Source organism: Terrirhizobium terrae (genome assembly GCF_030323265.1).
Taxonomy (GTDB): Bacteria; Pseudomonadota; Alphaproteobacteria; order Rhizobiales; family Rhizobiaceae; genus Neorhizobium.
Genome location: NZ_CP104992.1, coordinates 2181601 through 2207289, shown reverse-complemented (window position 1 = coordinate 2207289; position 25689 = coordinate 2181601). Strand labels below are relative to the sequence as shown.

At 62.8% G+C, this 25689-nt stretch carries 16 protein-coding genes and 3 pseudogenes; 11 read left to right on the top strand and 8 right to left on the bottom strand.

Translation table 11 applies throughout. The annotated features are described in order from the left end of the window. Nucleotides 1-186: 186 nt before the first annotated feature. The 3 genes from N7E02_RS18600 to N7E02_RS18590 form a co-directional block, all read right to left on the bottom strand. Nucleotides 187-2403, bottom strand: coding sequence for a 3-hydroxyacyl-CoA dehydrogenase NAD-binding domain-containing protein (locus tag N7E02_RS18600; protein ID WP_286579152.1), 2217 nt, complete (start codon nt 2401-2403; stop codon nt 187-189). Nucleotides 2404-2577: 174 nt separating this feature from the next. Continuing rightward, the gene (locus N7E02_RS18595; protein ID WP_286579151.1) at nt 2578-3786 is read right to left on the bottom strand and encodes an acetyl-CoA C-acetyltransferase; all 1209 of its coding nucleotides are present in this window, start codon (nt 3784-3786) and stop codon (nt 2578-2580) included. Between the two features lie 252 nt (nt 3787-4038). After that, the gene (locus tag N7E02_RS18590) at nt 4039-5832 is read right to left on the bottom strand and encodes an acyl-CoA dehydrogenase C-terminal domain-containing protein (RefSeq protein WP_286579150.1); all 1794 of its coding nucleotides are present in this window, start codon (nt 5830-5832) and stop codon (nt 4039-4041) included. Nucleotides 5833-6207: 375 nt separating this feature from the next. Between N7E02_RS18590 and N7E02_RS18585 the strand changes: the two genes are divergently transcribed. The 4 genes and pseudogenes from N7E02_RS18585 to N7E02_RS18570 all read left to right on the top strand — a co-directional run. Next, entirely contained in the window at nt 6208-8766 is a 2559-nt protein-coding gene (locus N7E02_RS18585; protein ID WP_286579149.1) for an HWE histidine kinase domain-containing protein, read from the top strand. Between the two features lie 129 nt (nt 8767-8895). Further along, on the top strand, nt 8896-9594 hold the full coding sequence (locus tag N7E02_RS18580) for a pentapeptide repeat-containing protein (protein WP_286579148.1): 699 nt from the start codon (nt 8896-8898) through the stop codon (nt 9592-9594). A 574-nt stretch (nt 9595-10168) separates the two neighbouring features. Beyond that, the gene (locus tag N7E02_RS18575) at nt 10169-12385 is read left to right on the top strand and encodes a coiled-coil domain-containing protein (protein WP_286579147.1); all 2217 of its coding nucleotides are present in this window, start codon (nt 10169-10171) and stop codon (nt 12383-12385) included. Between the two features lie 671 nt (nt 12386-13056). Beyond that, a pseudogene (locus N7E02_RS18570) lies at nt 13057-13896 on the top strand (peptidoglycan-binding protein); the annotation flags it as partial. A 133-nt stretch (nt 13897-14029) separates the two neighbouring features. Here N7E02_RS18570 and N7E02_RS18565 read toward each other — a convergent pair. Then, nucleotides 14030-14374, bottom strand: coding sequence for a hypothetical protein (locus N7E02_RS18565; protein WP_286579145.1), 345 nt, complete (start codon nt 14372-14374; stop codon nt 14030-14032). Between the two features lie 475 nt (nt 14375-14849). Between N7E02_RS18565 and N7E02_RS18560 the strand changes: the two are divergent. From N7E02_RS18560 to N7E02_RS18550, 3 genes and pseudogenes are all read left to right on the top strand, one after another. Next, nucleotides 14850-15764 (top strand): annotated as a pseudogene (locus tag N7E02_RS18560) (sulfite exporter TauE/SafE family protein); the annotation flags it as partial. Nucleotides 15765-15774: 10 nt separating this feature from the next. After that, nucleotides 15775-16574, top strand: a pseudogene (locus N7E02_RS18555) (TIGR02186 family protein). 89 nt (nt 16575-16663) lie between these two features. Further along, nucleotides 16664-18454: a chloride channel protein gene (locus N7E02_RS18550; protein ID WP_286583916.1), complete on the top strand. Its 1791-nt coding sequence runs from the start codon at nt 16664-16666 to the stop codon at nt 18452-18454. 58 nt (nt 18455-18512) lie between these two features. Here the strand turns inward: N7E02_RS18550 and N7E02_RS18545 are convergent, their stop codons facing one another. Beyond that, nucleotides 18513-19301, bottom strand: coding sequence for a DUF4394 domain-containing protein (locus tag N7E02_RS18545; protein ID WP_286579144.1), 789 nt, complete (start codon nt 19299-19301; stop codon nt 18513-18515). Nucleotides 19302-19586: 285 nt separating this feature from the next. On the opposite strand from N7E02_RS18545, the gene N7E02_RS18540 reads away from it, so the two are divergent. The 4 genes from N7E02_RS18540 to N7E02_RS18525 all read left to right on the top strand — a co-directional run bounded on the left by N7E02_RS18540 (nt 19587) and on the right by N7E02_RS18525 (nt 21495). Then, a complete protein-coding gene (locus N7E02_RS18540) occupies nt 19587-20138 on the top strand; it encodes a sigma-70 family RNA polymerase sigma factor (RefSeq protein WP_286583914.1) in 552 nt (183 codons plus the stop codon). Further along, entirely contained in the window at nt 20135-20875 is a 741-nt protein-coding gene (locus tag N7E02_RS18535) for an anti-sigma factor (RefSeq protein ID WP_286579143.1), read from the top strand. The genes N7E02_RS18540 and N7E02_RS18535 overlap by 4 nt, the downstream gene beginning before the upstream one ends. 183 nt (nt 20876-21058) lie before the next feature. Then, nucleotides 21059-21331, top strand: a complete 273-nt coding sequence (locus N7E02_RS18530; protein ID WP_286579142.1) for a universal stress protein — start codon at nt 21059-21061, stop codon at nt 21329-21331. Further along, complete coding sequence (locus N7E02_RS18525) at nt 21325-21495, top strand: universal stress protein (RefSeq protein ID WP_286579141.1); 171 nt, start codon at nt 21325-21327, stop codon at nt 21493-21495. The genes N7E02_RS18530 and N7E02_RS18525 overlap by 7 nt, the downstream gene beginning before the upstream one ends. A 15-nt stretch (nt 21496-21510) precedes the next feature. Here the strand turns inward: N7E02_RS18525 and N7E02_RS18520 are convergent, their stop codons facing one another. From N7E02_RS18520 to N7E02_RS18510, 3 genes are all read right to left on the bottom strand, one after another. Then, nucleotides 21511-22059 (bottom strand): hypothetical protein, encoded by a 549-nt coding sequence (locus N7E02_RS18520; protein ID WP_286579140.1) that lies wholly within the window; start codon nt 22057-22059, stop codon nt 21511-21513. Nucleotides 22060-22083: 24 nt separating this feature from the next. Further along, nucleotides 22084-22815: a ligase-associated DNA damage response endonuclease PdeM gene (gene pdeM / locus N7E02_RS18515; RefSeq protein ID WP_374730732.1), complete on the bottom strand. Its 732-nt coding sequence runs from the start codon at nt 22813-22815 to the stop codon at nt 22084-22086. A 229-nt stretch (nt 22816-23044) separates the two neighbouring features. After that, on the bottom strand, nt 23045-25600 hold the full coding sequence (locus tag N7E02_RS18510) for a ligase-associated DNA damage response DEXH box helicase (RefSeq protein ID WP_286579138.1): 2556 nt from the start codon (nt 25598-25600) through the stop codon (nt 23045-23047). Between the last annotated feature and the right edge of the window lie 89 nt (nt 25601-25689).

Below are 25689 nucleotides of genomic sequence, written 5' to 3'. Positions count from 1 at the left end.
GCTGGCGCGTGGCGTCATCTGATCCGTTTCGCCCGATGAGAGCGAAAGAGAATTCGAGTCCTCCCGCGGGGGAGCGGCGGCGCAGCGCTGGGTTACCCCAACCAGCCAGCAGCGCTGCGGATGGACGATCGCGGATTTAGTCTCCCCGCGGTCGTCCATTACCGATCACATATGGAAGGACAGTGCTTACGCCGCTGCCCTGCCTTCTCCGTACGGATCGAAGCGTTCGTAGAATGTCTCGCCCTTGGCCGCCATGTCCTTCAGGAGCGGGGTCGGCTTGAAGTGGGCGCCGTAGGTGGCGGCGAGCTTTTCCGCCAGCGCGACGAAGGTCTTCACGCCCATGCCGTCGATATAGCTCAGCGTGCCGCCCGTGTAGGGCGCAAAGCCGAAGCCGAGGATGGAGCCGACGTCCGCCTCTCGGGGGTCGGTGACGATGCCTTCTTCCACCGTGCGGGCGGCTTCCAGGGCGATCGTCACGAGGAAGCGCTGCTTGAGGGTTTCGACGTCGATTTCGGAGGCCGGCTTCTGCGGGTATAGGTCCTTCAGGCCGGGCCACAGCGACTTCTTGGCGGGCTTGGCCGGGTAGTCGTAAAAGCCCTGGCCGTTCTTGCGGCCACGGCGGTCCAGCACGTCGACCATCTTGTCGATCAGGGCCATGTGTTCCGGCTTGACCGATTTCGGGCCGAGATCGGCGATGGAGGCCTTCATGATCTTCTGGCTGAGATCGACGGCGACTTCGTCGTTGAGCGACAGCGGGCCGACGGGCATGCCGGCCATCTTGGCGGCATTCTCGATCATCGCGGCGGGCACGCCTTCGGCCAGCATGTCATAGGCCTCGTTGATATAACGGAAGACACAGCGGTTGACGAAGAAGCCGCGGGTATCGTTGACGACGATCGGGGTCTTCTTGATCTTTGCGACGAAATCCAGCGCCGTGGCGAGCGCCCTGTCGCCGGTCTTTTCGCCGAGGATGACTTCGGTGAGCATCATCTTTTCGACCGGCGAGAAGAAATGCACGCCGACGAACTGGTCCGGGCGCGCGGAATTTTCCGCAAGACCGGTGATCGGCAGGGTGGAGGTGTTGGAGGCGAAGACCGTCGTTGACGGGATTATGGCCTCCACTTTCTCGATCACCGCCTTCTTGACCTTGCGGTCCTCGAAGACGGCCTCGATGACGAGATCGGCATCGGCCAGCGTGGAATAATCGGGCGTCGGGGTGACGAGGGAGAGCAGCTTTTCGCCCTCCTCCTTGGTCAGCCGGCCCTTGGCCACGCTATCGGCCACCAGCTTTTCGGAGACGGCCTTGCCCTTGGTCGCGGCTTCCTGGCTCTGGTCGATCAGCACGACGGGGATGCCGGCGGCGGCCGTGACATAGGCGATCGAGGCGCCCATGAAGCCTGCGCCGACGACGCCGACCTTTTTGAACTCGCTCTTTTCGACGCCGGCCGGGCGGCGGGCGCCCTTGCCGAGTTCCTGCATGGAGATGAACAGCGAGCGGATCATCGAGAAGGCTTCGGTGGTCTGCAGGATTTGGGTGAAATAGCGCTGCTCGACCTTCAAGGCGGTATCGAAGGGAAGCTGCAGGCCTTCATAGACGCATTTGAGGATGGCGAGCGCGCCCGGATAATTGCCGGCGGTTTCGCGGCGCAGGATCGCCGGGGCTGCCGGGAAAAGCTGGGCCGCCTGGGGTGTCCAGACGCCGCCGCCGGGGGCCTTGAAGCCTTTTTCATCCCAAGGGGCGACGGGCTTGAGGCCGTCCTTGATCATCTGTTTTGCCGCCGTGACGAGCTGGTCGGGTTCGACCACCTGATGCACGAGGCCCATGGCTTTCGCGCGGGCAGGTGCGAGCGACTGGCCGGTCGTCATCATCTGCAGGGCGGACTGGGCGTCAGTAAGGCGCGACACACGCTGGGTGCCCCCGGCGCCCGGAAAGATGCCGACCTTAACTTCGGGCAGCGCCAGCTTGACCGACTTGGAGTTGGAGACGACGCGGCCGTGGCAGGCGAGCGACAGTTCCAGCGCGCCGCCCATGCAGGTGCCGTTGATGGCCGAGACCCAGGGTTTTCCATTGGTCTCGATGGCGCGGAACAGCCAGGTCATGCGGCCGGCGGCATCGAAGAGTTTTTGGGCTGCGGCGGCCGGGTCTTTCGCGCGTTCATCGGCAAGCATGGAGAACATGCCGCGGATCATGGTGAGATCGGCACCGCCGGAGAAGCTGGGCTTGCCGGAGGTGAAGACGACGCCCTTGACGGCAGCGTCCTCGGTAGTTGCCTTGAGGATGGCTTCGAGTTCGTCCATCACCTCGACGGTGAAGACGTTCATCGATTTGTCCGGCATGTCCCAGGTGACGAGGGCGATGCCGTCTGCGTCGGTTTCGACGGTGAAATTCTTGTAGGTGCTCATGATGGGATTTCCTCTTCCCTAGATATCTTTTGCGGTGGGCCGCCCCTCACCCGCCTCCGCTTCGCTCGGCGACCTCTCCCCAAGGGGAGAGGAGGAACGGGGACCTTGCTGCCCGCTCCCTCTTCTCCCCAGCGGGGAGAAGGTGCCCGAAGGGCGGATGAGGGGCCTTCCCCCTCAAACCCGCTCGATCACAGTCGCCGTACCCATGCCGGCGCCGATGCACAGCGTGACGAGGGCGGTGTTCAGGTCGCGGCGTTCCAGCTCGTCCAGAACGGTGCCCAAAATCATTGCGCCGGTGGCGCCGAGGGGGTGACCCATGGCAATGGCGCCGCCGTTGACGTTCATGATGTCGTGGGAAATGTCGAAAGCCTGCATGTAGCGCAGGACCACGGCGGCGAAGGCTTCGTTGAGTTCGAAGAGATCGATGTCGGCAATCGTCATGCCGGTGCGGGCGAGCAGCTTTTCGGTGACGTCGACCGGACCGGTCAGCATCAGCGCCGGGTCCGAGCCGATGTTCGCGAAGGCTTTGATACGGGCACGCGGTTTCAGGCCCATCGACTGACCGCCGGCCTTCGAGCCGATCAGGACGGCGGCGGCGCCGTCGACGATGCCCGACGAATTGCCGGCGTGGTGGACATAGTTGATCTTTTCGATTTCCGGATGGGCCTGGATGCCGACGGCTTCGAAACCGCCCATTTCACCCGGCATCTGGAAGGAGGCGTTGAGGGATGCCAGCGCCTGCATGTCCGTCGTCGGGCGCATGTGTTCGTCGCGGTCGAGGATCACGAGACCGTTCTGGTCCTTGACCGGGATCACCGAGTTCTTGAAGTAGCCGGCGTCCCAGGCCCTGCCGGCGCGCTTCTGGCTTTCGACCGCATAGGCATCGACGTCATCGCGGGAGAAACCGTATTTGGTGGCGATGAGATCGGCAGAGACGCCCTGGGGCATGAAATAGGCGGGGAAGTTGACGGACGGATCCATGTACCAGGCACCGCCGGACATGCCCATGCCGACGCGCGACATCGATTCCACGCCGCCGGCGATAACGATGTCATCGGAGCCCGCCGCGATCTTGCCGGCGCCGAAATTGACGGCGTCGAGGCCGGAGGCGCAGAAGCGGGAGATCTGCATGCCGGGGGCTTTGGTCGAATAGCCGGCCTCGAAGGCCGCGGCCTTGGGGATAACGGCGCCACTATCCATCACCGGATCGACGCAGCCCATGATGATGTCGTCGACGGTGGTCGTGTCGAGACCGTTGCGGTCGCGGATGGCTTCCAGCGTCTTGGCGGCGAGGCGGACGGATGGCACTTCGTGCAGGCTGCCGTCCTTCTTGCCGCGGCCGCGCGGTGTGCGCACGTGGTCGTAAATGAAGACTTCGGTCATGGTGTCGTCTCTCCCTGGGTGGCAACGTCTTCAAAGTCGTTGCTCCGTTCAATCCTCAAGATAGCCCCTCACCTGAAAAATCTAGCACTTAGCTAAAGCTAAGATGCTGATTTTTCTTCCTCTCCCGCAAGGGGAGAGGAAGGGCGCCGAGTCCGCATCCCGACATCTCTCCCTTGCGGGAGAGAACGTGATTTCAACATCTTAGCTTCAGCTAAGTGTTAGAAATCACAAGAGAGGGGCTCAGCTGTCGTCTCAAAACGCCTCGGCCGCCAGTTCCATCACGCTATCGGCGCCCGCCTCGATGCGCACCTTACGCAGTGCGGTTTCCGGCATGACCTTCTCCATGTAGAACCTAGCCGTTACCAGCTTGTTCTTCAGATAATCCTCGCGCGGATCGCCGCTGCCAAGCTTTTCCTGCGCGGCCTTGGCCATCTTCGCCCACATATAGCCGAGCGTCACGAGGCCGAAGAGGTGCATGTAGTCGGTGGAACCGGCGCCGGCATTGTCGGGCTTGGCCATGGCGTTCTGCATGAACCACATGGTGGAGGCCTGCAGGTCGTTCAGGCCCTTTTTCAGACCCTTGGTGTAGAGGACCATATTCTCGTCGGCCCGGTTTTCCTCGCAGAAATCGCCGATTTCCTTGAACATGGCCATGACGGCGCGGCCGCCGTTGAGGGCCAGCTTGCGGCCAACCAGATCGAGTGCCTGAATGCCGTTGGCCCCCTCATAGATCATGGTAATACGCGCATCGCGGACATACTGGCTCATGCCGTGTTCCTCGATGTAACCATGGCCACCAAACACCTGCTGGGCCATGACCGCGTGATCGAACCCCTTGTCGGTCATGACGCCCTTGAGGATGGGGGTCGCGAGGCCCAGGAGATCGTCGGCATTCTGGCGCTCGGCGGCATCTTCCGACCGATGGGCGATGTCGGATTTCAGTGCGGTCCAGAGCAGGAAAGCGCGGCCGGCCTCGTTGAACGCCCGGATGGTCATCAGCGAACGGCGGATATCCGGGTGGACGATGATCGGATCGGCCTTCTTGTCCGGCGCCTTGGCGCCAGAAAGCGCGCGGCCCTGGATGCGTTCATTGGCATAGGCGACGGCGTTCTGGTAGGCGATCTCAGCGATCGAAAGGCCCTGGAGGCCGACGCCGAGGCGGGCTTCGTTCATCATCACGAACATGGCCGAAAGGCCCTTGTTTTCCGCGCCGATGAGATAACCGGTCGCCTCGTCATAATTCATGACGCAGGTGGAATTGCCGTGGATGCCCATCTTCTCTTCGATGGCGCCGCAGGTGGCGCCATTGCGGGCGCCGAGCGAACCATCCTCACCCACCATGAACTTCGGCACGATGAAGAGCGAGATGCCCTTGGTGCCTTCCGGCGCGCCCTCGATGCGGGCGAGCACGAGGTGGATGATGTTGTCGGTCATGCCGTGTTCGCCGGCGGAGATGAAGATCTTCTGGCCGGAGATTTTGTAGGAACCGTCGCCCTGCGGCACGGCCTTGGTGCGCAAGAGACCGAGATCGGTACCGCAATGGGGTTCAGTCAGGTTCATGGTACCCGACCATGTGCCCTCGACCATTTTCGGCAGGTAGGTGGCCTTCTGCTCGTCCGACCCGTGTACGAGGATGGCGGCAATCGCGCCCTGCGTCAGGCCCGGATACATCATCAGCGACATGTTGGCGGACGACATGTATTCGCCGACGGCGGCATGCAGCGTGTAGGGCAGCCCCTGCCCGCCGAACTCCTCCGGCACGGCCAAACCGATCCAGCCGCCCTGGCAATACTGGTCATAGGCCTCCTTGAAGCCCTTCGGCACCGACACTGTGCCGTCGTCATGGCGGGTACAGCCCTCGTGATCGCCGGACAGGTTGATCGGGAACAGCGCTTCCTCGGCCACCTTGGCGGCCTCGCCGACAATCGCCTCGACCATATCCGGCGTGGCATCGGAAAAGCCCGGCAGATTGCCGTAACGTTCGAGACCGAGCACGTCGTTCAACACGAACAGCGTATCCTGAACCGGGGCCTTGTAGACGGGCATGCGCAAACTCCTCCTCTGCGCGCCGGCAATCGCCAGCGAAACTCCTCGCTAAAATATTGACGTTCGCGTAAACGTCAATCCTGCTTTTTGCCGTATCTGAGGAATTGATCGTGACAATCGAAACGATGCGCCGGCCCCCGACGGAACGTCACGAGATGGGATAGCTGCGTGTCATGACAAGTAATCACGTCACTAATCTACGCACTCCACCGTCATAACCGCAGTTACGAAAGTTCGCAGGCAGATATGGATTTGCAAGAGCTAAGAAATATATAGGCGCCTGGGCACTTGTGAGGACGAGGACGATGGAACTTCTTCCCTAAGTTTCTGATTAACTGTCTCGTCGCTTCGTCCAACAATGATGTCAAAGGCCCCATGAACCGCCATTCTGTCGACCTTACGAATTGTGATCGCGAGCCGATTCATCTGCTCGGGGCCATCCAGCCAATCGGCTTTCTGCTGGCCCTCACCCTCGACTGGATCGTCGCGCGGACATCCGCCAATGTGGCGGAATTCCTGCCAGGTGCGGATAGCGAACTCATAGGCCGCCCGCTCGACGAGATATTTCTGCCGGAGGCCATTCACAGCCTGCGAAACAGGCTTGCCACGCTGCGCGGGGCGAACGCCGTCGACAAGGTCTTCGACGTAAAACTCACCCATGACGACAGCCTGTTCGACGTGGCGATCCATACGTCCAGCGGACAGATCGTCATCGAGGCGCAGCCTTCCTCCAGCAGGCATGGCGATGCGACCAGCATGGTTAGATCGATGATCGCCCGGCTCGAGGCCATGGGCGAGCCCGCGGCCTTCTATACGGAAGGGGCACGCCAGGTCCGCGCCCTGACCGGCTTCGACCGGGTGATGGTCTATCGTTTTGCCGAGGATGGGTCAGGCGAGGTCGTCGCCGAGACCTGCAAGCCCGGTATCGGTTCGTTCAAGGGCCTTCATTATCCGGCGAGCGACATTCCCGTTCAGGCGCGCGAGCTCTACAAGCGAAACCTGCTGCGCGTCATCTGCGACGTGGATGCCGCGCCTGTCGCGATCCATCCGCAACGGGACGAAAAGGGACAGCTGCTCGATCTCTCCTATTCGATCCTTCGATCGGTCTCGCCGATCCATATCGAATATCTGAAGAACATGGGCGTCAGGGCTTCCATGTCGATCTCGATCATCGTCGACGGAGAGCTTTGGGGCCTGTTCGCGTGCCACCATTATTCGGCCAAATCGCCAAGCTTCGAAACGCGTTCGGTCTGCGAGCTCTTCGCGCAGATGTACTCGCTGCGGCTGGAAAGCCGCGAGCGCAAGGAAGTGATGGAATATGAGCGCCGGGCGCGTGATATTTCCGACCAGCTGTTGGGCGCGGTCGCGACCAACGAGCAGCTTCTCAATGACCCGGAATGGCTTGCCGGCATCCTGACGGATGTCATCCCGGCGGAAGGTGTGGGCGTCTGGATCAACGGCAACTATGCCTTCTGGGGCGTGACGCCGTCGACGGAGCAATTCGCGCGGATCGTGAGGGCCCTGAACAGCGCCGCCGCAACCCGCGTCTTCGCCACCGATGAAATCGCCTCGCTCGTGCCCGAAGCGGAGGAATATGCCGATAGCGCAGCGGGCATGCTCGCCATCCCCATATCACGGTCCCCGCGAGACTATGTCATCCTGTTCCGCAAGGAGCTGATCCATTCGGTCAGGTGGGCAGGTGATCCGCACAAGCCGGTGGAATACGGTCCCAATGGTCCGCGCCTGACCCCGCGTGAAAGCTTTGCCGAATGGCAGCAGCTCGTCAAAGGTCACAGCAAGCCGTTTTCCGTCTCCGAGAAGCGCGTGGCGGAGACCCTGCGGGCGACGCTGATCGAGGTGGTTCTGCGGCTTGCCAGCGAAGCCAGCGCACAGCGCGATGCGGCGAACAGGAAGCAGGAAGTTCTCATCGCCGAGCTGAACCATCGGGTTCGCAACATCCTCGGTGTCATCCGCGGGCTGATCCGGCAGGCCAAGCCCTCGTCCGACCGGATCGAGGACTTCGTCAACCTCGTCGACGGCCGCATTCATGCCCTGGCGAGGGCACATAACCAGATAACCGACGACCATTGGGGACCAGCGCCGATCAGGGCCCTGATCGATGCGGAGGCGCGCGCCTTTCTGGATGAACAGGACAACGGTATTCATGTCTCCGGCGAGCATGTGCTGCTTAATCCGCAAGCCTATTCCACGATGGCGCTCGTCGTGCACGAACTCGTCACGAATTCCACCAAATACGGCAGCTTGTCGAACGGCGGACGCGTCGACGTCTCGTGGTCTCGTACGGAAGACGGTGGATTGCGGTTCGAGTGGCACGAGCAGGGCGGCCCGCCGGTGACGCCCCCATCGCGCAAGGGGTTCGGCACCACCATCATCAACCGGTCGGTTCCTTACGACCTTGGTGGTCAGGCGCATATCGACTACGCACCGAGCGGGGTCAGGGCGACGCTCGTGATCCCCGCTCGCCATGTCTCCGAGAAGACAGGACCGCAGTCGCCGGCGCCGCTGAAGCACACAAGACATTCGCCGGCACATGCCACGAACAAGATCCAGGAGAAGTTCCTTGCCGGCCAGAAGGTGCTGCTGGTCGAGGACAGCCTGATCATTGCGCTCGATGCGGAGGACATTCTCGATCGGCTCGGTGCGGAGGTGATGACCGCTTCCTCGGTGGAAGGTGGCCTGGAGGTGATCGACAGCGATCCGCCCACTTTGGCGGTGCTCGACATCAATCTCGGCGACCAGACGAGCTTTACGGTCGCGGACCGTCTTGATGACCTCGGAACGCCCTTCATCTTTGCAACCGGATATGGAGAGCAGGCCGTTCTGCCCGACGCTCACCTGCACAGGACGGTCGTTCAGAAACCATACACGCTGGAAGGCATTGCCCGCATTCTGGAAGAGCTGGTGGCGAAGTAAGGCTGGGCCAGTCGTTCCCTGTTGGCGCGGCCGCATTTATGCTTCCTCTCTACTGGTTTTTTCCGCCATGCAATCAACATCCATGGTGCGCTGTGTTAGTCGGAAGACAGCGTTCGAGGATGGTCCGACATGGGTGACGGTAGCTCCAGTACAATCGTGAGGCTTGAAAGCCGGACGCCGGAGCGGGCGGAGGTGGAGCGGCATCTGGCTGCCGAGCACCGCCTGGCATTTCTCGACTGCCCGATGGAGGAGAGCGACCTTTCCGGTCTCGATCTTTCCGGCTCGACCTTCGAGCGCTGCATCCTGACGAGGGCGGTGTTCGATGATGCCGACCTGGAAGGCGCACGGTTCGTTTCCTGTCGCGGATCGTTTGCGAGCTTCATCGATGCCGACCTTACCGAGGCAAGTTTTGCCGGCAGCGATTTCAACAACGCAAGCTTCCGGCGCGCCACCCTCACCCATGCAGTGATCCGCTCCTGCAAGATGACGGGTGCGGATCTTTCCGACGTCAAGGCTATAACCTTTGCGCTGGAGGATACGATGATGGCGCTTGCCAAGCTGCCGGGGCTTTCGTTCCGCAAGGCGCGGCTGACAGGCATCGACTTCAGCGAGGCGGATCTGCACGACTGCGATTTTCGCGACGCGATCTTCCAGAAATCGTCGCTCAGGGACGCCAATCTGGTGGGATGCCGTTTTACCAATGCCGACCTGAGAGGCGCCGATCTGGGCGGTCTGCGGCTCAACGATGCGCGGCTGTTCAAGGGCGCGATGATCTCGCGCGACCAGGCGGCCGACCTTCTGGGGCAGATGGGACTGCGGATCGGCTAGCCTTATCGTTCGATCACTGAGCGGCCGGAGATCCCTCCGCGTTCCATATCGGGCATCGCGCATTAACCTGTCAGGGCCCAAGCCGCTGATTTTTCACATTAGCAAATTATAAAATAGTTAAAATCCGCGCCCGTCTTAACGACTTGTTTACCATGTTTACCGACATAGTGAGCAATCCGGTGGCGCGAAGCATTTACCCCGTAAAGCAGCCGCAGCCGCCATAGTGGCAAGTCTTGCGTAAGGTTCTTCTTATATTCGAACTTACTTACGGAATGTAATCCGAGTCAGAGTTCATAGAGTGGAACAGCAGGACCAACGTCGAAGCGAGCGAGCACATGAACGGATCACGATCGGCACCTCCGCGTCACGGCGACCGCTCATCCCTGGATGCGTTGAACCGCACCATCGAGGGACTTGAAGCGCGCATCCAAGGGCTGATGGCCGGTTCGGGCCGAAGCTCCTACCAGGAACGGGCCGCCGTGGGCGCGCCGGCTCCAGCACCCATTGCAGCTCCGAACCCTGCCCCCTGCCCCCGGCTCAGCACGCTCAGCATAGCGGCGGCACGACCCGCAGCGTGCTGGCCGAAATCCGCGAGAGACAAAGGGCGCTCGAAGACGCCGCGCAGCGCATGCAGGCACCGCCGCCCGCAAAAGAGACCTATGTCGAGGCACCCCGCATGCCGACGCCGCGCATGGCGGAACGCCCGGCCGCACCGAAACAAGAGCGCATGCCGCAGGCCGAGACCCGCCGCAGTGCCGCACCGCTTGCCGATCCTTCCCGCCAGCGCATGGTTGCCGCCCGTCTTTCCGACGCGACCCATCGCGGTGATGCGGGTGCTGCCCCAGGTACTGCCCCCGGCGCCGCATCGGGCATCCAGGATTTCACCGACGCGCTGGCCAGGCTGCGTCAGGACCTGAAGCGTGATTTCTCCGACGGCTTCGGCCGCGAGATGAAGGCGCTCAGGGACGAAGTACGGGCGATCAAGATGCAGGCCGAGGATCATCGCCTGTCGCCGAACGTCGAATCCGATCTGACCCGGCTTGCCCAGGGCATCGACCAGTTGACCACGCAGGCGACGCCGGAAGCGGCGGGCCTGCGCGCCGAGTTCGAGGAATTGCGGGCCGTCATGGACGGTCTTGCCCGCGAAACCTCGCTGCAGCAGATGCAGAACCAGTGGCAGGGGCTGGAAGAGCGTATCCAGGAAGCGGACGCTTCGGCGCTTCGCGAAGAGATCGTAGCACTTGCCTATCGCACCGACGAGATCCGCAACCAGCTTGGCCTGATGGCCGACAGCCCTGTGATCCGGGCGCTGGAAGAGAAGCTGCTCAGCCTTGCCGGCATGATGGAAAAGCTCGGCACGCGCATGCAGCCGAGCGATGCGGACCTCGGCGAGCAGTTCGGCATGCTGGACCAGCGTCTCGACGAGATCAGCCGCGCGATTGCGGCCAATGTCCGCGCACCCGCGTCCACCGCACTCGACGATATCGCGCTGCAGCGGCTGGAAGGCCGTCTCGGCGCATTGATGGAGCATGTCGAGGAAATCGGCCGCGCGACGTCCGACACCAAGGCCACAGACGGGCTTTCACTGCGCATCGAGCTTCTGGCCGGCAAGATCGAGGAACTGGCCGAGGAGCAGGCCGTCGCGAAGCTGGAAGACCGTATCGAGCAGCTGACGGCGCTGATCCACGAGTTGCAGCCGGCCGGGCAGAACGAAGAACTGACCGGCTATCTCTCCGATATTTCCCGCAAGATCGACGCACTCGATACGAGCTTTACCGAACACGGCCTGGGCGAGCGGCTGGAATATCTGGCGCGACGCATCGACGAGATGGAGCAGCAGCCGGTCGCCGAGGAGAGCCACGCGGCCTTCGGGCGGATCGAGGAACGCCTTGTCGATATCGCTGCCCGTCTCGACGAGGCTTCGACCGCGCCGCAGAGCAATGACGACGCGCTGCGCGGACTGGAAGCGCAGATCGCCCATCTTTCCACGCTGATCTCCCAGCCGAGCAGCGCGCCGGCATGGTCTCCGGATTTCGACAACCGCATGGCGGCGATCGAAGGCTATATGGCGACCAATGACGAATACATCGTCGAGGCCGCCCGCCAGGCCGCAGAGACGGTGATCGAAGCCTATTCCCGCAACCTCGTTGCCGGCACGGCAGGCTCGGGCGCCGACGTTGCCGCGCTCTCGGGACTGGCCGAGGACCTGAAGCACCTGGAGGACCTGGCGCGCAATTCCGACAACCGCACCCACCAGACTTTCGAGGCCCTGCACGGAACGCTGGTCCAGATCGCCGAGCGGCTGGACAAGCTGGAAGGCCAGATCAGCGGCGGCAGCGCCCGCGCGCCCCATGCCGAAGAAGCGCCTCGCCAGCAAATGTTCGCCTCCGCAGCACCGGCGCGCCAGCAGGCCGTCGCGGCTGCCGACCCGGCCATGGCGCCGGCGCTCTCCGTCGAGCTCGTCGAAGAACTTGCCGGCATGAATACCGCCCAGGCCGACGCCAAGCTGCGCGACAGCAGCGCAATCTCCTCGACCCTCTCCGACCACATTCCGGCGCGCGCCGAACCGGTCGAAATCGAAAGCGAAGACGAACAGGCACCGGCGAAAAGCGGCCTGCTCAGCGGCCTGACCCGGCGCTTCCGTTCCGGGGCCAAGCCGGAGACGGCGCCCGTCGCCCGTACCGTCGTGGAACCCGCCCCTCCATCGACCCATCGGCAGAGCTGGGTGATGTCCTGCCACCGGAGCGTGAAAACGACCTGCTGGAGCCAGGCTCCGGCGCACCGGACGTGAAAAAGATCCTCGAGAAGGTTCGCGCCAGCCAGGCGGCCGGTGAGTTCGACCGCGAGAAGAGCGGCGAGCGCGCCGACTATATCGCGGCCGCCCGCCGCGCTGCGAAGGCCGCCGCACAGGAAGCCGATCCCTCGCAGCTCGGCTCGCTGCCGAAGGCCGACGTCAAGGGCAAGGCGAAGGCCGGTGCCGTCAAGGCCGTCAAGAGCCAGTCCGCCTTCTCGCAGCACCGCCGGCCTATCCTGATGGCGGTCGGCGCCGTGCTTCTGGCGCTGATGGCCATGCCGCTGATCAAGACGGTGACGGGCAGCTCGGAGCCGCAAATGGCGGCAGTCGAGGCGCCCGTACAGCAGACTGCACAACAGCCGGAAGAATCGGAAGCTGCACCAGCGACGGCGTCCGACGGCACGACCACCGATATGGCGACCGATCAGCCGCCATTGCCGGAGGTACAGACGCCGCCGGATGCCGCAAGCGATATGGCAGCTGACGGAAATGGCGTGGACGGTGCCGTCAATGACACCGCCGCCGATACCACCAACCCGGATGGCGCAATTCCCGAGAGCCTGGCAGAGATGCCGGAGCCGACGAGGCCACAGGCGGACCCCACGGTCACCCCTTCAGCCGAACAGCCTGCCGCGACGGCATCGGCCGAGATCATCGTGCCGGCCGGGATCGAGCCGAAATCACTTGCAGATGCCGCATCCAGCGGTGATGCCAATGCGCTGTTCGAGGTCGGTGCCCGCTTCAGCGACGGCCGCGGCGTGAAGGCCGATCCGTCGGAAGCATCCAAATGGTATCGCCTAGCCGCCGACCGCGGCCTTCCACCGGCGCAATACCGTCTGGGCAACATTCTGGAAAAGGGAACCGGCGTCGTCCGCAACATCGACGAGGCGCTCTCCTACTACCGGCTTGCAGCCGAAGCCGGCAATTCCAGCGCAATGCACAACCTCGCCGTCCTCTACGCCTCCGGCGTCACCGGAAAGCCCGACTATGCCGCAGCCGTCGAGTGGTTCCGCAATGCGGCCAATCACGGTGTCGTCGACAGCCAGTTCAATCTGGCGATCCTCTATGCCCGCGGCAACGGTGTGAAGCAGGACCTGGAAGAGAGCTACAAGTGGTTCGGTGCTGCCGCAAACGGCGGCGACAAGGATGCCGCCGAGAAGCGCGACGAAGTGGCCAAGGCCATGCGCAAGGAACAGCTGGACAGCGCCCGCGCCAAGCTGGATGCCTGGAAAGCGATGCCGCTCGACCCGAAGGCCAATTCGGTAAACCTGCCGGATGAATGGGCCAACGGCAAGGGCGTGACGACCGCTTCCGTCGACATGACGAAAGCGATCCGCAACATCCAGGCAATTCTCAACCGCAACGGCTTCGACGCCGGGACGCCTGACGGCAAGATGGGCGCCAGGACCGTTGCCGCGATCAAGGCCTTCCAGAGCTCGATCGGCCAAGAGCCGACCGGCAAGGTGAATGACGCCCTGGTACGCGAACTTCTGGCGCGGAACAGCTAACCGCGCCAGAAATGCTGTCTTTCAACATCGCCTAGAGCATTTCCGCCTTTCTTCGAAACGCGAAACTGCTCTCCCTTTATGTTTCTACGCAATTCCGGACGCAAAACCGGTTTCCGGTTTTGCTGGAATTGCTCTAGTTGAGACGGTCGCACTCGCGGTTATTAGCCAGCACCAGCTTAGTGCGTTCTCCGCGTTTGCCGATACCGGCGACAATGACGCGCCGCTCAGACATATCCACGATACGCGCGCGACGCATGCCGAAATAATCCGCGACTTCGAGTGCGCGGCGCGGCGAGCAGCCGCGGCGGGGCGGCCGGCGGTCATAACGATCCTGGGCATCATAGTAGCGCGGCGGCGGGCGGCGTCCGTCATTCAGGTAGAGCTCGATGCTCTGGGCCTGCGCCGTGGGCGCGACACCTGCAAGGGTCGCAAACAGCGTGAGCGCGACTGTCAGACCGCGGCTTGAAAACCTGGCCATCTTCTTGATCTCCTCTCTGGCCGGGGTAAAGCAAATCACCCCAATGGCAATGAAATAGACCGGCCGCGAAAAACTACAATCCATGCGATGACTTAGCAGACAAGAAAATCAATAGGATTGAGGGCTTCCCATTTAGCGGCGTGCCTTCAGATACCCCGCCGGATGCCGCGCGGAATTGCAGCCAGCGGGCGACAAGCTGGCGTTGCGACAGATACGCAGCCTGATACAAATCTCGACTCAACCGACCGGGATTGCGGTGACGAGGCATATTCGCCACGCAGCGAAGAAAACGATCAAATCAAAGGCTTGCGGTGTCATTCCCCGCTCTGAGCGGTTTGACTTGAGCGATCATGGGAGCGCATGAGGATAATCATCTTCATGCCTTGTTCACCGGGCATGTGAGAACATCTGCTGCCATTCACGCGGAACGCCTCAAAAGCGGGGGATCCGCCATTTCGCCTTGTCGGGGTCAACCGTGACTGTGTACCTGCCCATAGCAGAGCTGTCGGTGAATATTTTCATCATTCTCGGCATGGGCGCGGCTGTCGGTTTTCTCTCCGGCATGTTCGGCGTCGGCGGCGGGTTCCTGATCACGCCGCTTTTGATCTTCTACAACATTCCGCCGGTCGTGGCCGTCGCCACCGGGGCGAACCAGGTCGTCGCTTCCTCGGTGTCGGGCGCCATCACCCATTTCCGGCGTGGCACGCTGGACATGAAGCTCGGAACGATCCTTTTGATCGGCGGCCTTGTCGGGGCGACCGTCGGCGTATGGATCTTCTCGTGGCTGAGAAGCATAGGCCAGCTCGACCTGTTCATCTCGCTTCTCTACGTCGTGCTGCTCACCACGATCGGCGTGCTGATGCTGCAGGAAAGCGTGCGCGCCATGCGCAAGGCCAAGCTGAACCAGCCTCTGCCCCTGAAGCGGCCCGGCCAGCACAATTGGGTGCACCGGCTGCCGCTCAAGATGCGGTTCAAGAAATCGAAGATCTATCTCTCGGCGATCCCGGTCGTCATGCTCGGTTTCTTCATCGGTATCCTGACCTCGATCATGGGCGTCGGCGGCGGCTTCATCATGGTTCCGGCCATGATCTACCTGTTGCGCATCCCGACCAATGTCGTCGTCGGGACCTCGCTGTTCCAGATCATCTTCGTCACCGCGTATACGACCATGGTGCAGGCCGCGACCAACTATTCGGTCGATATCGTGCTTGCCTTCATCCTGATGGTGGCCGGCGTGATCGGGGCACAATATGGCGTGCGCGTCGGGCAGAAGCTGCGCGGCGAACAGCTGCGCGCGCTCCTGGCGCTGCTGGTTCTCGCCGTCGGCATCCGCCTTGCGGTCGGGCTGTTCATCCGTCCGCAGGATCTCTATTCCGTCGCCGTCGGGGGCTCTCCTACTGATGATGAAGCGGCTCGCCCTCCTCTCACTCCTTCTGCTCGCACCGACTGGCGTGAGCTTCGCGCAGCTGCCGATCGGCGAGGCCTCTACCGCCGAAGAGGGCCTCGACATCGGCGTCTCCTCCAACGAGATCGCCATCACCTCCGATTTCCGTGGCGCGGACCTGACCGTATTCGGCGCAATCACCAATGCCGATGATCTGCTGCTCGCGATCGGGCAGTACGACATCATCGTCACGCTGGAGGGACCGCGCGACTATGCCACCGTGCGCCGCAAGGAACGCGTGCTCGGCATCTGGGTCAATACCGAATCCATGACCTTCGAGCAGGTGCCGGAAAGCTATTCGATTGCCAGCACGCGCCAGCTCGACGCCGAGACGCAGCTGACCGCGCTCGACAATATCGGCGTCGGCATCGAGCATCTGCCGCTCAATCCGACCGGCTATATCCGCGACGTCGGGCAGCTTTCGGAATTCCGCGAAGCCTATCGGCGCCTCAAGCTTGCCGGCGGGCTTTACCAGAGGAGACGAGCGGTGTGCGCTTCGTCTCCTCCAGCCTGTTTCGCGCCTCCCTGCGCCTGCCGGCCAACGTGCCGGACGGCGTTCACATCGTCCGCGCCTACCTGTTCAAGGGCGGCACGCAGGTGACACAGCGGGAAATTCCGCTGCGGGTGGTGAAAACCGGCCTCGAACAGGCGATCACCGATGCGGCCCATGACAAGCCGCTCGCCTATGGCGCGCTCTGCGTGCTGATCGCCATGCTGACCGGCTGGGGTGCGAGCCTCGTCTTCCGCAAGGATTAAACTGCATGACCGACCAGGAGCCGGAACAGCTTCCTATCGAGGAACGACGCCCTAGTTTGCAGGAAACGTCGAAAACCCACATGACGGCCATGCTGCAACGCCTTATCGCCCGACTGCCCAATTTCCGCGTCCTGCTCGATCCCCCGCAGCTGCGCGTTCTCATCCGCCGCAGCGAGTTCGGCCTTATCCTGATCGCGGCCGTCGTCGGCATTCTGGCTGGCCTGGCGGTGGCGGGGATGAGCTTCATTGCCCATGCCATCCAGATGCTGGTCTATGGGATAGGACGGCATGAGAGACTGAGCGCGACACCGGGGCTCAACCCTGAAATCGTGATCTGGGCGCCGGCTGCCGGCGGCGTGATCATGGGCATCCTGTTCCTGATCCTGCGCAAGTGGCGCAAGAAGCCGATGGTCGACCCGATCGAGGCGAACGCTTTGCATGGAGGACGGCTGTCGCTGACCGACAGTATCGTGGTCGCGGTTCAGAACCTGATCTCCAACGGTTTTGGCGCCTCCGTCGGGCTGGAAGCCGGTTATACGCAGCTTTCAGCCGGCATCGCATCGAAGCTCGGCTTTCTGTTGAAGCTGCGCCGGCAGGACCTCCGCGTGCTGCTCGGCTGCGGTGCTGCGGGCGCCATCGCCTCAGCCTTCAACGCGCCGCTGACCGGCGCCTTCTACGCCTTCGAGCTGATCATCGGTACCTATACGATCGTCAGCCTGGCTCCGGTCGTCGTCTCGGCGCTGGCTGCGACCTTCGTGACCCGGCTCTTCGTCGGCGACGAGTTCATGATCGATATCGGCGAAATCGGCGCCGTGGTGCCCGCCGACTATCTGCCGGCCGTGGTGCTGGGCGTGGTCTGTGCGGGCGGCGGCATTCTGCTCATGCAGGGCGTCGCCCAAGTGGAAGAGCTGGCGCGCAAAAGCTCGATCTCGCCGATCTTCCGGCCCGCACTCGGCGGTGTCGTGGTGGGCCTGCTTGCGCTCGTCGATCATCAGGTTCTGTCGGCGGGACACGGCGCGCTGCATGCGAGCCTGAACGAGAAGATGGCAATCGGCGCGCTGGTGGGCCTGCTGCTGATCAAGTCGCTGGCTTCCGCCATCTCGATCGGCGCCGGCTTCCGCGGTGGCCTGTTCTTCGCCTCGCTGTTTCTCGGTGCACTGATCGGCAAGCTGTTTGCCTATTCGACGCCCTATCTCTTTACCCATGCGACGCTGACGCCGGTCATTTACGCCGTGGTGGGTATGAGCGCGATGGCGGTTGCCGTCATCGGCGGACCGCTGACGATGACTTTTCTGGCGCTGGAAGTGACCGGCGACTTTCCGATCACGGCACTTGCGCTCGCTGCCGTCATCACATCCTCGGTCGTCGTTAGAACCACGTTCGGCTACTCCTTCGCCACATGGCGTTTTCACCTGCGCGGCGAAAGTATCAGGAGTGCCCATGACATCGGGTGGATACGCAACCTGACGGTCGAGAAGCTGATGCGTGCCGACGTGAAGACGGCCAAGGCCAGCCTGTCGCTCGACGAGTTCCGCAAGGATTTTCCGCTCGGCTCCTCCCAGCGGGTGATCGTGGTGGACGAGAACGACAAATATGTCGGGATGATCTTGACGCCCGACGTCTATGCCGCGCCGACCCAGGACGGCGAAGAGAAGCCCGAGCTTTCCTCCTTCATCCGCTACAAGAGCGACGTGTTGCTCAGAAGCATGAACGCCAAGCAGGCGGCGGCGATCTTCGACAAGACGGAGGCCGAAGCGCTGGCCGTCGTCAACAACCAGATCGAGCGCAAGGTGGTGGGTCAGCTTTCCGAAAGCCATACGCTACGCCGCTACACGGAAGAGCTGGACCGTCGCCGGCGGGAGATTTCCGGCGAGCTCTGATACGGAAAAGGGCGAAGCCTGACGCTTCGCCCTTCTTCTTCAAGATACGACGATCAGCTTACATCGCCGGAAGGATGGCGATGTCGCGCACCTCATTGTCCACACCGGTGATAGCACCGACTTCGGTCGCAGCGCCGGTTTCCAGATTGACGGTGTAGAGCATCTTGCCGGCCGCGAGATAGGCGGTGTTCTTGCCGCCTTCCTCGCCCTGGATATCGAAGGCATAGGTCGCAGGCATTTCCTTGATGCCGAGCTTGCCGATCGCCTTCAGCGTGCCGTCATTCGGCTTGGTCTGCTGGATCAATGCGCCGATCGTGGCGTCGATGTTGTACATGGCCGTCTTTTCCGGCTTGCCGATCGAGTTCGTGTAAGCGGCAGCGACGATGTTCGGGGTTTCGCCCTTGTGCATGTCGCCCTCCTCGAAGGCGAGCGTGCCGTCGACGGTCACCGCACCGGTATCCGGGTGGACGCGGTGGTTGGTGGTGCCGGTCATGAAGCGCAGGCGGTCTGCCATCGGGTTGAAGTCGACCACGACCGGGGCTTCCGTCATGGTCAGCATCTTGTCCATCTTGGCGACTTCGGTGGCGGCGCCGGTTTCGAGGTTGATCGAGACGATGGCGTGGTCCGGGGTAACGCCGATGACGGTCTTGTTACCGGGGCGGAAATCGATGCCGACCAGCTTGGTCACGCCGGTGACTTCCATCGTCTTGGTGACTTCGGGCTTTGCCGTATCGAACATGACGAGCGTCTTGTCGCCGGCAAGGCCGAGGACGGGGGCGGCAAATGCGGCAGCGGCCGAGGCGACGAGCATGGTGGATGCGACGAGTGCGGTGCGAGCGATGGTCATGAGTTTCTCCCGTTGTGTTTCCAAAAACATGGAGAGCGGCTTCGGCACTTGGCCTTTCCGTTGCTCTCGGAAGGGAGACACATGGCGGGATGCATTTGGATGCAGCGGCGAAAAATAAATTTCGGCCTGCATCCATTTCCGCTGCCCGCGTGTCTTGCCTATGCGACTTCATTCCGGTCGCTGACCCTTTGAAGACTGGACGAGAGCATGTCCGCCGTGGCAACAGCAGAGAGAGAATATTTTCAGACCGGCAAATATTCGGGGAGAGAGGACGGCCTGGCCTTGGTGACAGACCAATCGACGGATCTCGGAGCGGCGCTCGCCGCCTGTGCAGCGGGCGACCGCAGCGCCCTGCGCCGCATCTTCGACGAGGAGGCCGGCAGGCTGGTGGCGATAGCGCAACGGATCGTCAGGCGACGGGACCTTGCCGAGGAGGTGGTGCAGGAGGCCTTTCTGCGCATCTGGACCCATGCCCACCAATATTCGCCGGAGCGCGGATCGGCCCGCGGCTGGATCTACGCGATCGTGCGCAACCGGGCGCTCAACCTGCTGCGTGACGGCAGCCGCGAGGATCTCGTCGCCGAGGACCGGCTGGAAGCTCTGCAGGACGGCGAGCAGCTGGAGCAGATCATGGCGGCCTGGCAGAGGCTCGACCGCAACAGCCGGCTGAAGGAATGCCTCGGGCGGCTGGACGAGACGAGACGGCGCGGCATCCTGATGGCCTATGTCGGCGGCTATACCCATGGCGAGATCGCCGGGCGCCTAAGCCTTCCGCTCGGCACCGCGAAATCCTGGATCAGGCGCGGGCTCCTGTCGCTGCGGGAGTGCATGGCATGAAGCTCATCCCAAGCGAATTCCCCGCCATCGCCGACGAATATGTGTTGGGCCTGCTCGACGAGGCGAACATGGCCGCCGTGGAAGCTGAGATCGGGCGCATCCCTGCGCTGGCTGAGGCGGTTGCCGAAGCCCGCGAGCGGTTCCTGCCGCTCGATACGAGTGTCGATCCGGCCGCGGTTTCTCCGGTTTTGTGGGAGGCGATCGCGAGCCGGCTGCCGGAACAGGTTGCCGCAGAGGCGACGGTCGCTCCGGTTTCACCGCAGCCTTCGGCTCCCGCCGGCAACGACAATGCCCGTTCGGGCGGCGTGCGCTCCGGCTGGCGGGCAGCCGCCGTCTCGGCCATGGCTGCCTCGCTGATCCTGGCCGCCGGGCTCGTCTGGAGCGTGACGCGGACGATCGAGCCGCTGGTCGTGGCGGTGCTTGTGAACGAAGCCGGCGAGGTTCAGGCCGTGGTCGAGGATTTCGGCAACGATACGGCCACGATCCGTCTGCTGACCGATTTCGCCGTGCCTGCCGACAGGACGATGCAGGTCTGGACGCTGCCATCCCGCGAGATGGGTCCGATGTCGCTCGGGCTGCTGGAAGACGCGCATTCGGCGACGCTGCGTGGTCCGGCACTGCCGCGGCCACAGGACGCGCAGCTCTACGAGATCACGCTCGAACAGGCAGGCGGTTCTCCCACCGGGCGTCCGACCGGGCCGATCCTTGCGAAGGGCTTTGCCAAGCTGGCGCGTTAGAGCGTTTCCGCTTTTCTTCGAAACGCGAAATCGCTCTAATTCTCTGATCCTACGCAGTTCCGGACGCAAAACCGCTACGCATTTTTGCTGGAACTGCTCTAGCGGCATCAGCCATGATCTTGATGCAGGTCAAGGCGGGCGGGCGGCGCCGGTCCATTCTTCTCCTCAAGACAGGAGAAGACGATGTTCAAGCATGTGCTCATTCCGACAGACGGTTCGGCCCTTTCCACCCAGGCGCTCGACAAGGCCCTGGATTTCGCTGCCGAGATCAAGGCCGAGGTGACGGTTCTGGCGGTGATCGAGCCGTTGCAGGTCTTCACCGTCAACCCGGCCGGCATGGACATGGCCTATAGCGAATACGAGCGCTACAGCAACGAGGAGGCGGATGCGATCCTTGCGACCGCCGAGGAGCGGCCCAAAAGCGCGGGTTTTCCTGCGGGACGGCCAAGATGCTGAGCGTCGACCCGGCCGGCTGCATCGTCAAGACGGCGGAAAAGCACGGTTGTGACGTGATCGCCATGGCCTCCCACGGCCGCTCCGGCTTCAAGGCCTTCATGCTGGGCTCGGTGACGATGAAGGTGCTGGCGGGATCGAAGATCCCGGTGCTGGTGTATCGGTGAGCGACGCCGCGTCCTTCAACTGACTTGGCCGGAAGTTATCTTCTTCACCGCACAGCGATAACTGCCGGCTTTGACGAGGTCTGCCACGCGATGCGAAAAGGCGATCTCGCGGGTGGCGAGATCCGTCGCGACGTTGAAATCATCGAGGAGATCCGAGCGAAGCCTGGCATTGATCCAGGTATGAAATCGGTTGGCATCCGCATCGAGGATAGCAAGATCCTTTGTCGTCCTGAATATGCGATAGTCGATAGCGCGATCCGGCGCGATCACCACCTCAGCTCTCTTCCAAACGATCTCGTCGCCAATCAGCGGCTCCAACGCCTCGAACAGACGCACCGACATCAGGAAGCCGGCAGAGCAGGGCATCACATCGGCACGGTCGACAAACGCCGGATCGGCAGTTCCCACTGAAAAACGGAACACGGCAGTGTCGGGGAGCGGACTTTGCTTGTGGTAGAAATAGTCGAAATAATCGGCATCCGAAATCCTGCTCATATTCGCATCGAAGGAGAGATCCAGGTCTCCGTCTTCGGGATGAGGCAGGAGATAGTAGCAATCCGTCAACGTCGCCTCCGAGTTCGGTTATCCTCAGCCCATAAGGCTGCCGTAACGCACCGAGTAAATCCGGTCGCGGCCGAGCAGGTGGGCGACGAGGGTTTCCTGGCGGAACAGGCCCTGCATCGCCTTGTGGCGGAGATCGAGGCCGCCGGCGAGCACGCCGAAGGCCGGCATCAGGAGGCGGTGGCCGTCGCTGGCAAAGCACGGACGGCGGACGGATTTTTCGCGGCGGCGGACGGTGGCGGCGGGGTGTAGATGACCGGCGATCTCGCCCTTTGACGAGATCAGGCTCGGTTCGTGGCGGAAGACGAGGCCGCCATAGACGAGCTCGTCAGTGCAGATGCCGGGAAGATCGGTCGTGCCGTCCGGATCGTGGTTGCCGTTGATCCAAATCCAGTCGCGGCCGCGCGCCATGTCGGCGATCATTTTTCTCAGGTCAGCCGGCAGGTTCTCGGAGCCGCGACGGTCGTGGAAATTGTCACCGAGCGAGACGACGACCTTGGGGTCGTAGCGGGCGATGACGGCTGAGAGAATGTTGAGCGTAGCGATCGTGTCATAGGGCGGCAGCATCATGCCGCGACGGGCGAAGGCGGCGCCTTTTTCCAGATGAAGGTCGGAGACGACGAGCATGCCCGTTTCCGGCAGATAGAGCCCGCCCAGCGGATCGCAGACGGCCGCGACGCCGTGGACGAGGATTTCCTCGGTTCCGGCGGCCGGGCTAGTGCTGATCATTGTGCGGGCGGCTAGCCCCAGGCGATGCATCACGGTCGTCGTCTTTCCGTTCTCTTCACAAAAGCCCTCACCCCGCCTCCGCTTCGCTCGGCGCACCCTCTCCCCGCAAGCGGGGCGAGGGAAACCTGCAACGCTGCGGCTCGGATCCTTCTCCCCGCTTGCGGGGAGAAGGTGGCGGCAGCCGGATGAGGGGCCGGCGCCGGCCCTTCGCTTTGGCTCAGGGCGTTCGTCGCTGCAATCGATTCACCGGATCGATTGCTCAGGCTTCGCCTGATCGCTCCTCACCCATCGCCTCCGCAATCAACTCGTCCGCGGCCTCCTGCAGCACCGCGTCGTGGGCCTCACCCGGTACGCTCTCCTTGCCGATTTCCAGCATGATCGGTACCGCCAGGGGCGAGACGCGATCGAGGTTGCGGTGGGTGATGTGCCCCTTGATTCGCCCAAGCATATCGCCCAAACGGCCGATATCCAAAAGCCCTGTCGCCGCATCGCGCCTTGTCGCCTCCAGAAGCACATGATCCGGCTCGTGGGAACGCAGCACGTCGTAGATGAGATCGGTCGAGACCGTGACCTGACGGCCGGTCTTTTCCTTGCCCGGGTGACGGCGCTCGATCAAGCCGGAAATCACGGCGCAATTGCGGAAGGTTCGCTTCAGCATGTAACTTTCATCGAGCCAGGCTTCGAGATCATCGCCCAGCATGTCCTCGTCGAAGAGGTCGGAGAGGCTCAGGGCGCCCTCCCCGATCATTGCGCCCATATCGTTCAGCCCCCAGATGGCGAGCGAATAATCGGTGGCGACGAAGCCGAGCGGGCGGGCGCCGGCGCGTTCCAGCCGGCGGGTCAGCAGCATGCCGAGCGTCTGGTGCGCGAGCCGCCCCTCGAAACAATAGGCGATCATGAAGAAGCGTTTTCCGCGCGGAAAGGTCTCGATCAGCAGCTCTTCCTGTTTCGGCAGCATGGAGCGCTCGAGCTGGATAGACAGCCAGTCACGGACCTGATCCGGCAGAGCCGTGCGGCGCTCGGGTTCGGCCAGCATGGCACGGACCTGGTCGGCCAGATAGGTGGTGAGCGGGAATTTTCCGCCGGCATAGGCGGGGATTTTCGGATCGAGCGAGAAGGCGTTGGATACGAGGCATTCGTTCTCGCGTATGCCCTCGAAGCGCAGCACCTTGCCGGCGAAGAGGAACGTGTCTCCCTGGACCAGCTGTTCGAGGAAATATTCCTCGACCTTGCCGAGCGTCATGCCGCCGCGGCCGATGGTGCCTTTCGCATTGCGCTTGACGAGGCGGACGTTGAGTTCGGCCGCCTCGACGATGGTGCCGAGGTTCATGCGGTACTGCTGGGCGATCTGCGGATTGGAGACGCGCCAGCGGCCATCCTCCATCTTTCGGATCTTGGCATAGCGCTCGTAGCTGCGCAGCGCATAGCCGCCGGTGGCGACGAAATCGACGATGCGTTCGAACATCTCCCAGGACAGGTTCGCATAGGGCGAGGCCGAGGTGATCTCGTCATAGAGCGCGACAGGATCGAATGGCTCGGCGCAGGCCATGCCGAGGACGTGCTGGGCGAGCACATCCAGCGCGCCCTCACCGACGGGAGGCGTGTCCTGGGCGCCGAGATAGTTGGCGTCCAAGGCCGCCTGGCACTCCATCACCTCGAAGCGGTTGGCGGGCACGAGGATCGCCTTGGAAGGCTCATCCATGCGGTGGTTGGCGCGGCCGATCCGCTGGGCAAGACGCGAGGCCCCTTTCGGCGCGCCGACATGGACGACGAGATCGATATCGCCCCAGTCTATGCCCATGTCGAGCGTCGAGGTGGCGACGACGGCGCGCAGTTTGTTGTCGGCCATGGCCGCCTCCACCTTGCGGCGCTGGCTGGCATCGAGGGAGCCGTGATGGAGGGCGATCGGCAGATTGTCCTCGTTGATGGTCCAGAGTGTCTGGAACAGGAGTTCGGCCTGGAAACGGGTGTTGACGAAGATCAGCGTCGTCTTGTGGCGCCTGATCTCCTCGTAAACCTCCGGGATGGCATAGGTGGAGACGTGGCCCGACCAGGGGATGCGCGTGTCGGTGCCGAGGATGCTGATATCGGGCGCGGCACCGCCCGTGACATGGACGAGGCCGGCGGGTGGAACCGGGGTTTCAACCATGGGCGCATTTTGCGGAACCAGCCAGCGCTGCAGGTCCATCGGATCGGCGACGGTGGCCGACAGGCCGATCGTCTGCATTTTTGGCGCGTGTTTTCTCAAGCGCGCGAGGCCGAGCGACAAGAGATGGCCGCGCTTGGAGGTGACGAGCGAATGCAGCTCGTCGAGGACGACATATTGCAGGTCCTTGAAAAAGCGCTCCGCCTCCTTGTTGGCCAGCAGCAGCGCCACCTGTTCGGGCGTGGTCAGCAGGATATCGGGCGGATTGAGTTTCTGGCGCTGGCGCTTGGCCTGCGGCGTGTCGCCGGTGCGGTTTTCCACCGTGACGGCAAGACCCATCTCGTTGACCGGCTTCATCAGGTTGCGCTCGATATCGACCGTCAGCGCCTTCAAGGGCGAGATGTAGAGCGTGTGGATGCCGGTGAATGCCGAGCCCGGCGGGATTTTTCCGCGGGCGACGAGATCGGTCAGCGAGGGCAGGAAGCCTGCCAGCGTCTTGCCCGCACCGGTCGGCGCGATGAGCAGCATGTTCTCGCCGCCTTGCGCGCGGGCCAGCAGTTCCAGCTGGTGCGCGCGCGGCTGCCAGCCCTTCTCGGCGAACCATTTCAGGAACGGCCGGGGCAAAGTGGCGGCTTGGCTGCCGGAGGGTTTGGTTTCAACGAGATCCACGCCGATAAAGTAAGGCTTCCGACAGGGAAAAGAAGGCCCGTTGACTCTTGCTGAATAATCATGGATAAATTTTATCCGTGATTAGGAGC

Bases quoted from the DNA above. Each gene is read 5' to 3' on its own strand.
- N7E02_RS18600 (WP_286579152.1), bottom strand. From the start codon at position 2,403: ATGAGCACCTACAAGAATTTCACCGTCGAAACCGACGCAGACGGCATC.
- N7E02_RS18595 (WP_286579151.1), bottom strand. From the start codon at position 3,786: ATGACCGAAGTCTTCATTTACGACCACGTGCGCACACCGCGCGGCCGC.
- N7E02_RS18590 (WP_286579150.1), bottom strand. From the start codon at position 5,832: ATGCCCGTCTACAAGGCCCCGGTTCAGGATACGCTGTTCGTGTTGAAC.
- N7E02_RS18585 (WP_286579149.1), top strand. From the start codon at position 6,208: ATGAACCGCCATTCTGTCGACCTTACGAATTGTGATCGCGAGCCGATT.
- N7E02_RS18580 (WP_286579148.1), top strand. From the start codon at position 8,896: ATGGGTGACGGTAGCTCCAGTACAATCGTGAGGCTTGAAAGCCGGACG.
- N7E02_RS18565 (WP_286579145.1), bottom strand. From the start codon at position 14,374: ATGGCCAGGTTTTCAAGCCGCGGTCTGACAGTCGCGCTCACGCTGTTT.
- N7E02_RS18550 (WP_286583916.1), top strand. From the start codon at position 16,664: ATGCTGCAACGCCTTATCGCCCGACTGCCCAATTTCCGCGTCCTGCTC.
- N7E02_RS18545 (WP_286579144.1), bottom strand. From the start codon at position 19,301: ATGACCATCGCTCGCACCGCACTCGTCGCATCCACCATGCTCGTCGCC.
- N7E02_RS18535 (WP_286579143.1), top strand. From the start codon at position 20,135: ATGAAGCTCATCCCAAGCGAATTCCCCGCCATCGCCGACGAATATGTG.
- N7E02_RS18530 (WP_286579142.1), top strand. From the start codon at position 21,059: ATGTTCAAGCATGTGCTCATTCCGACAGACGGTTCGGCCCTTTCCACC.
- N7E02_RS18525 (WP_286579141.1), top strand. From the start codon at position 21,325: ATGCTGAGCGTCGACCCGGCCGGCTGCATCGTCAAGACGGCGGAAAAG.
- pdeM (WP_374730732.1), bottom strand. From the start codon at position 22,815: ATGCATCGCCTGGGGCTAGCCGCCCGCACAATGATCAGCACTAGCCCG.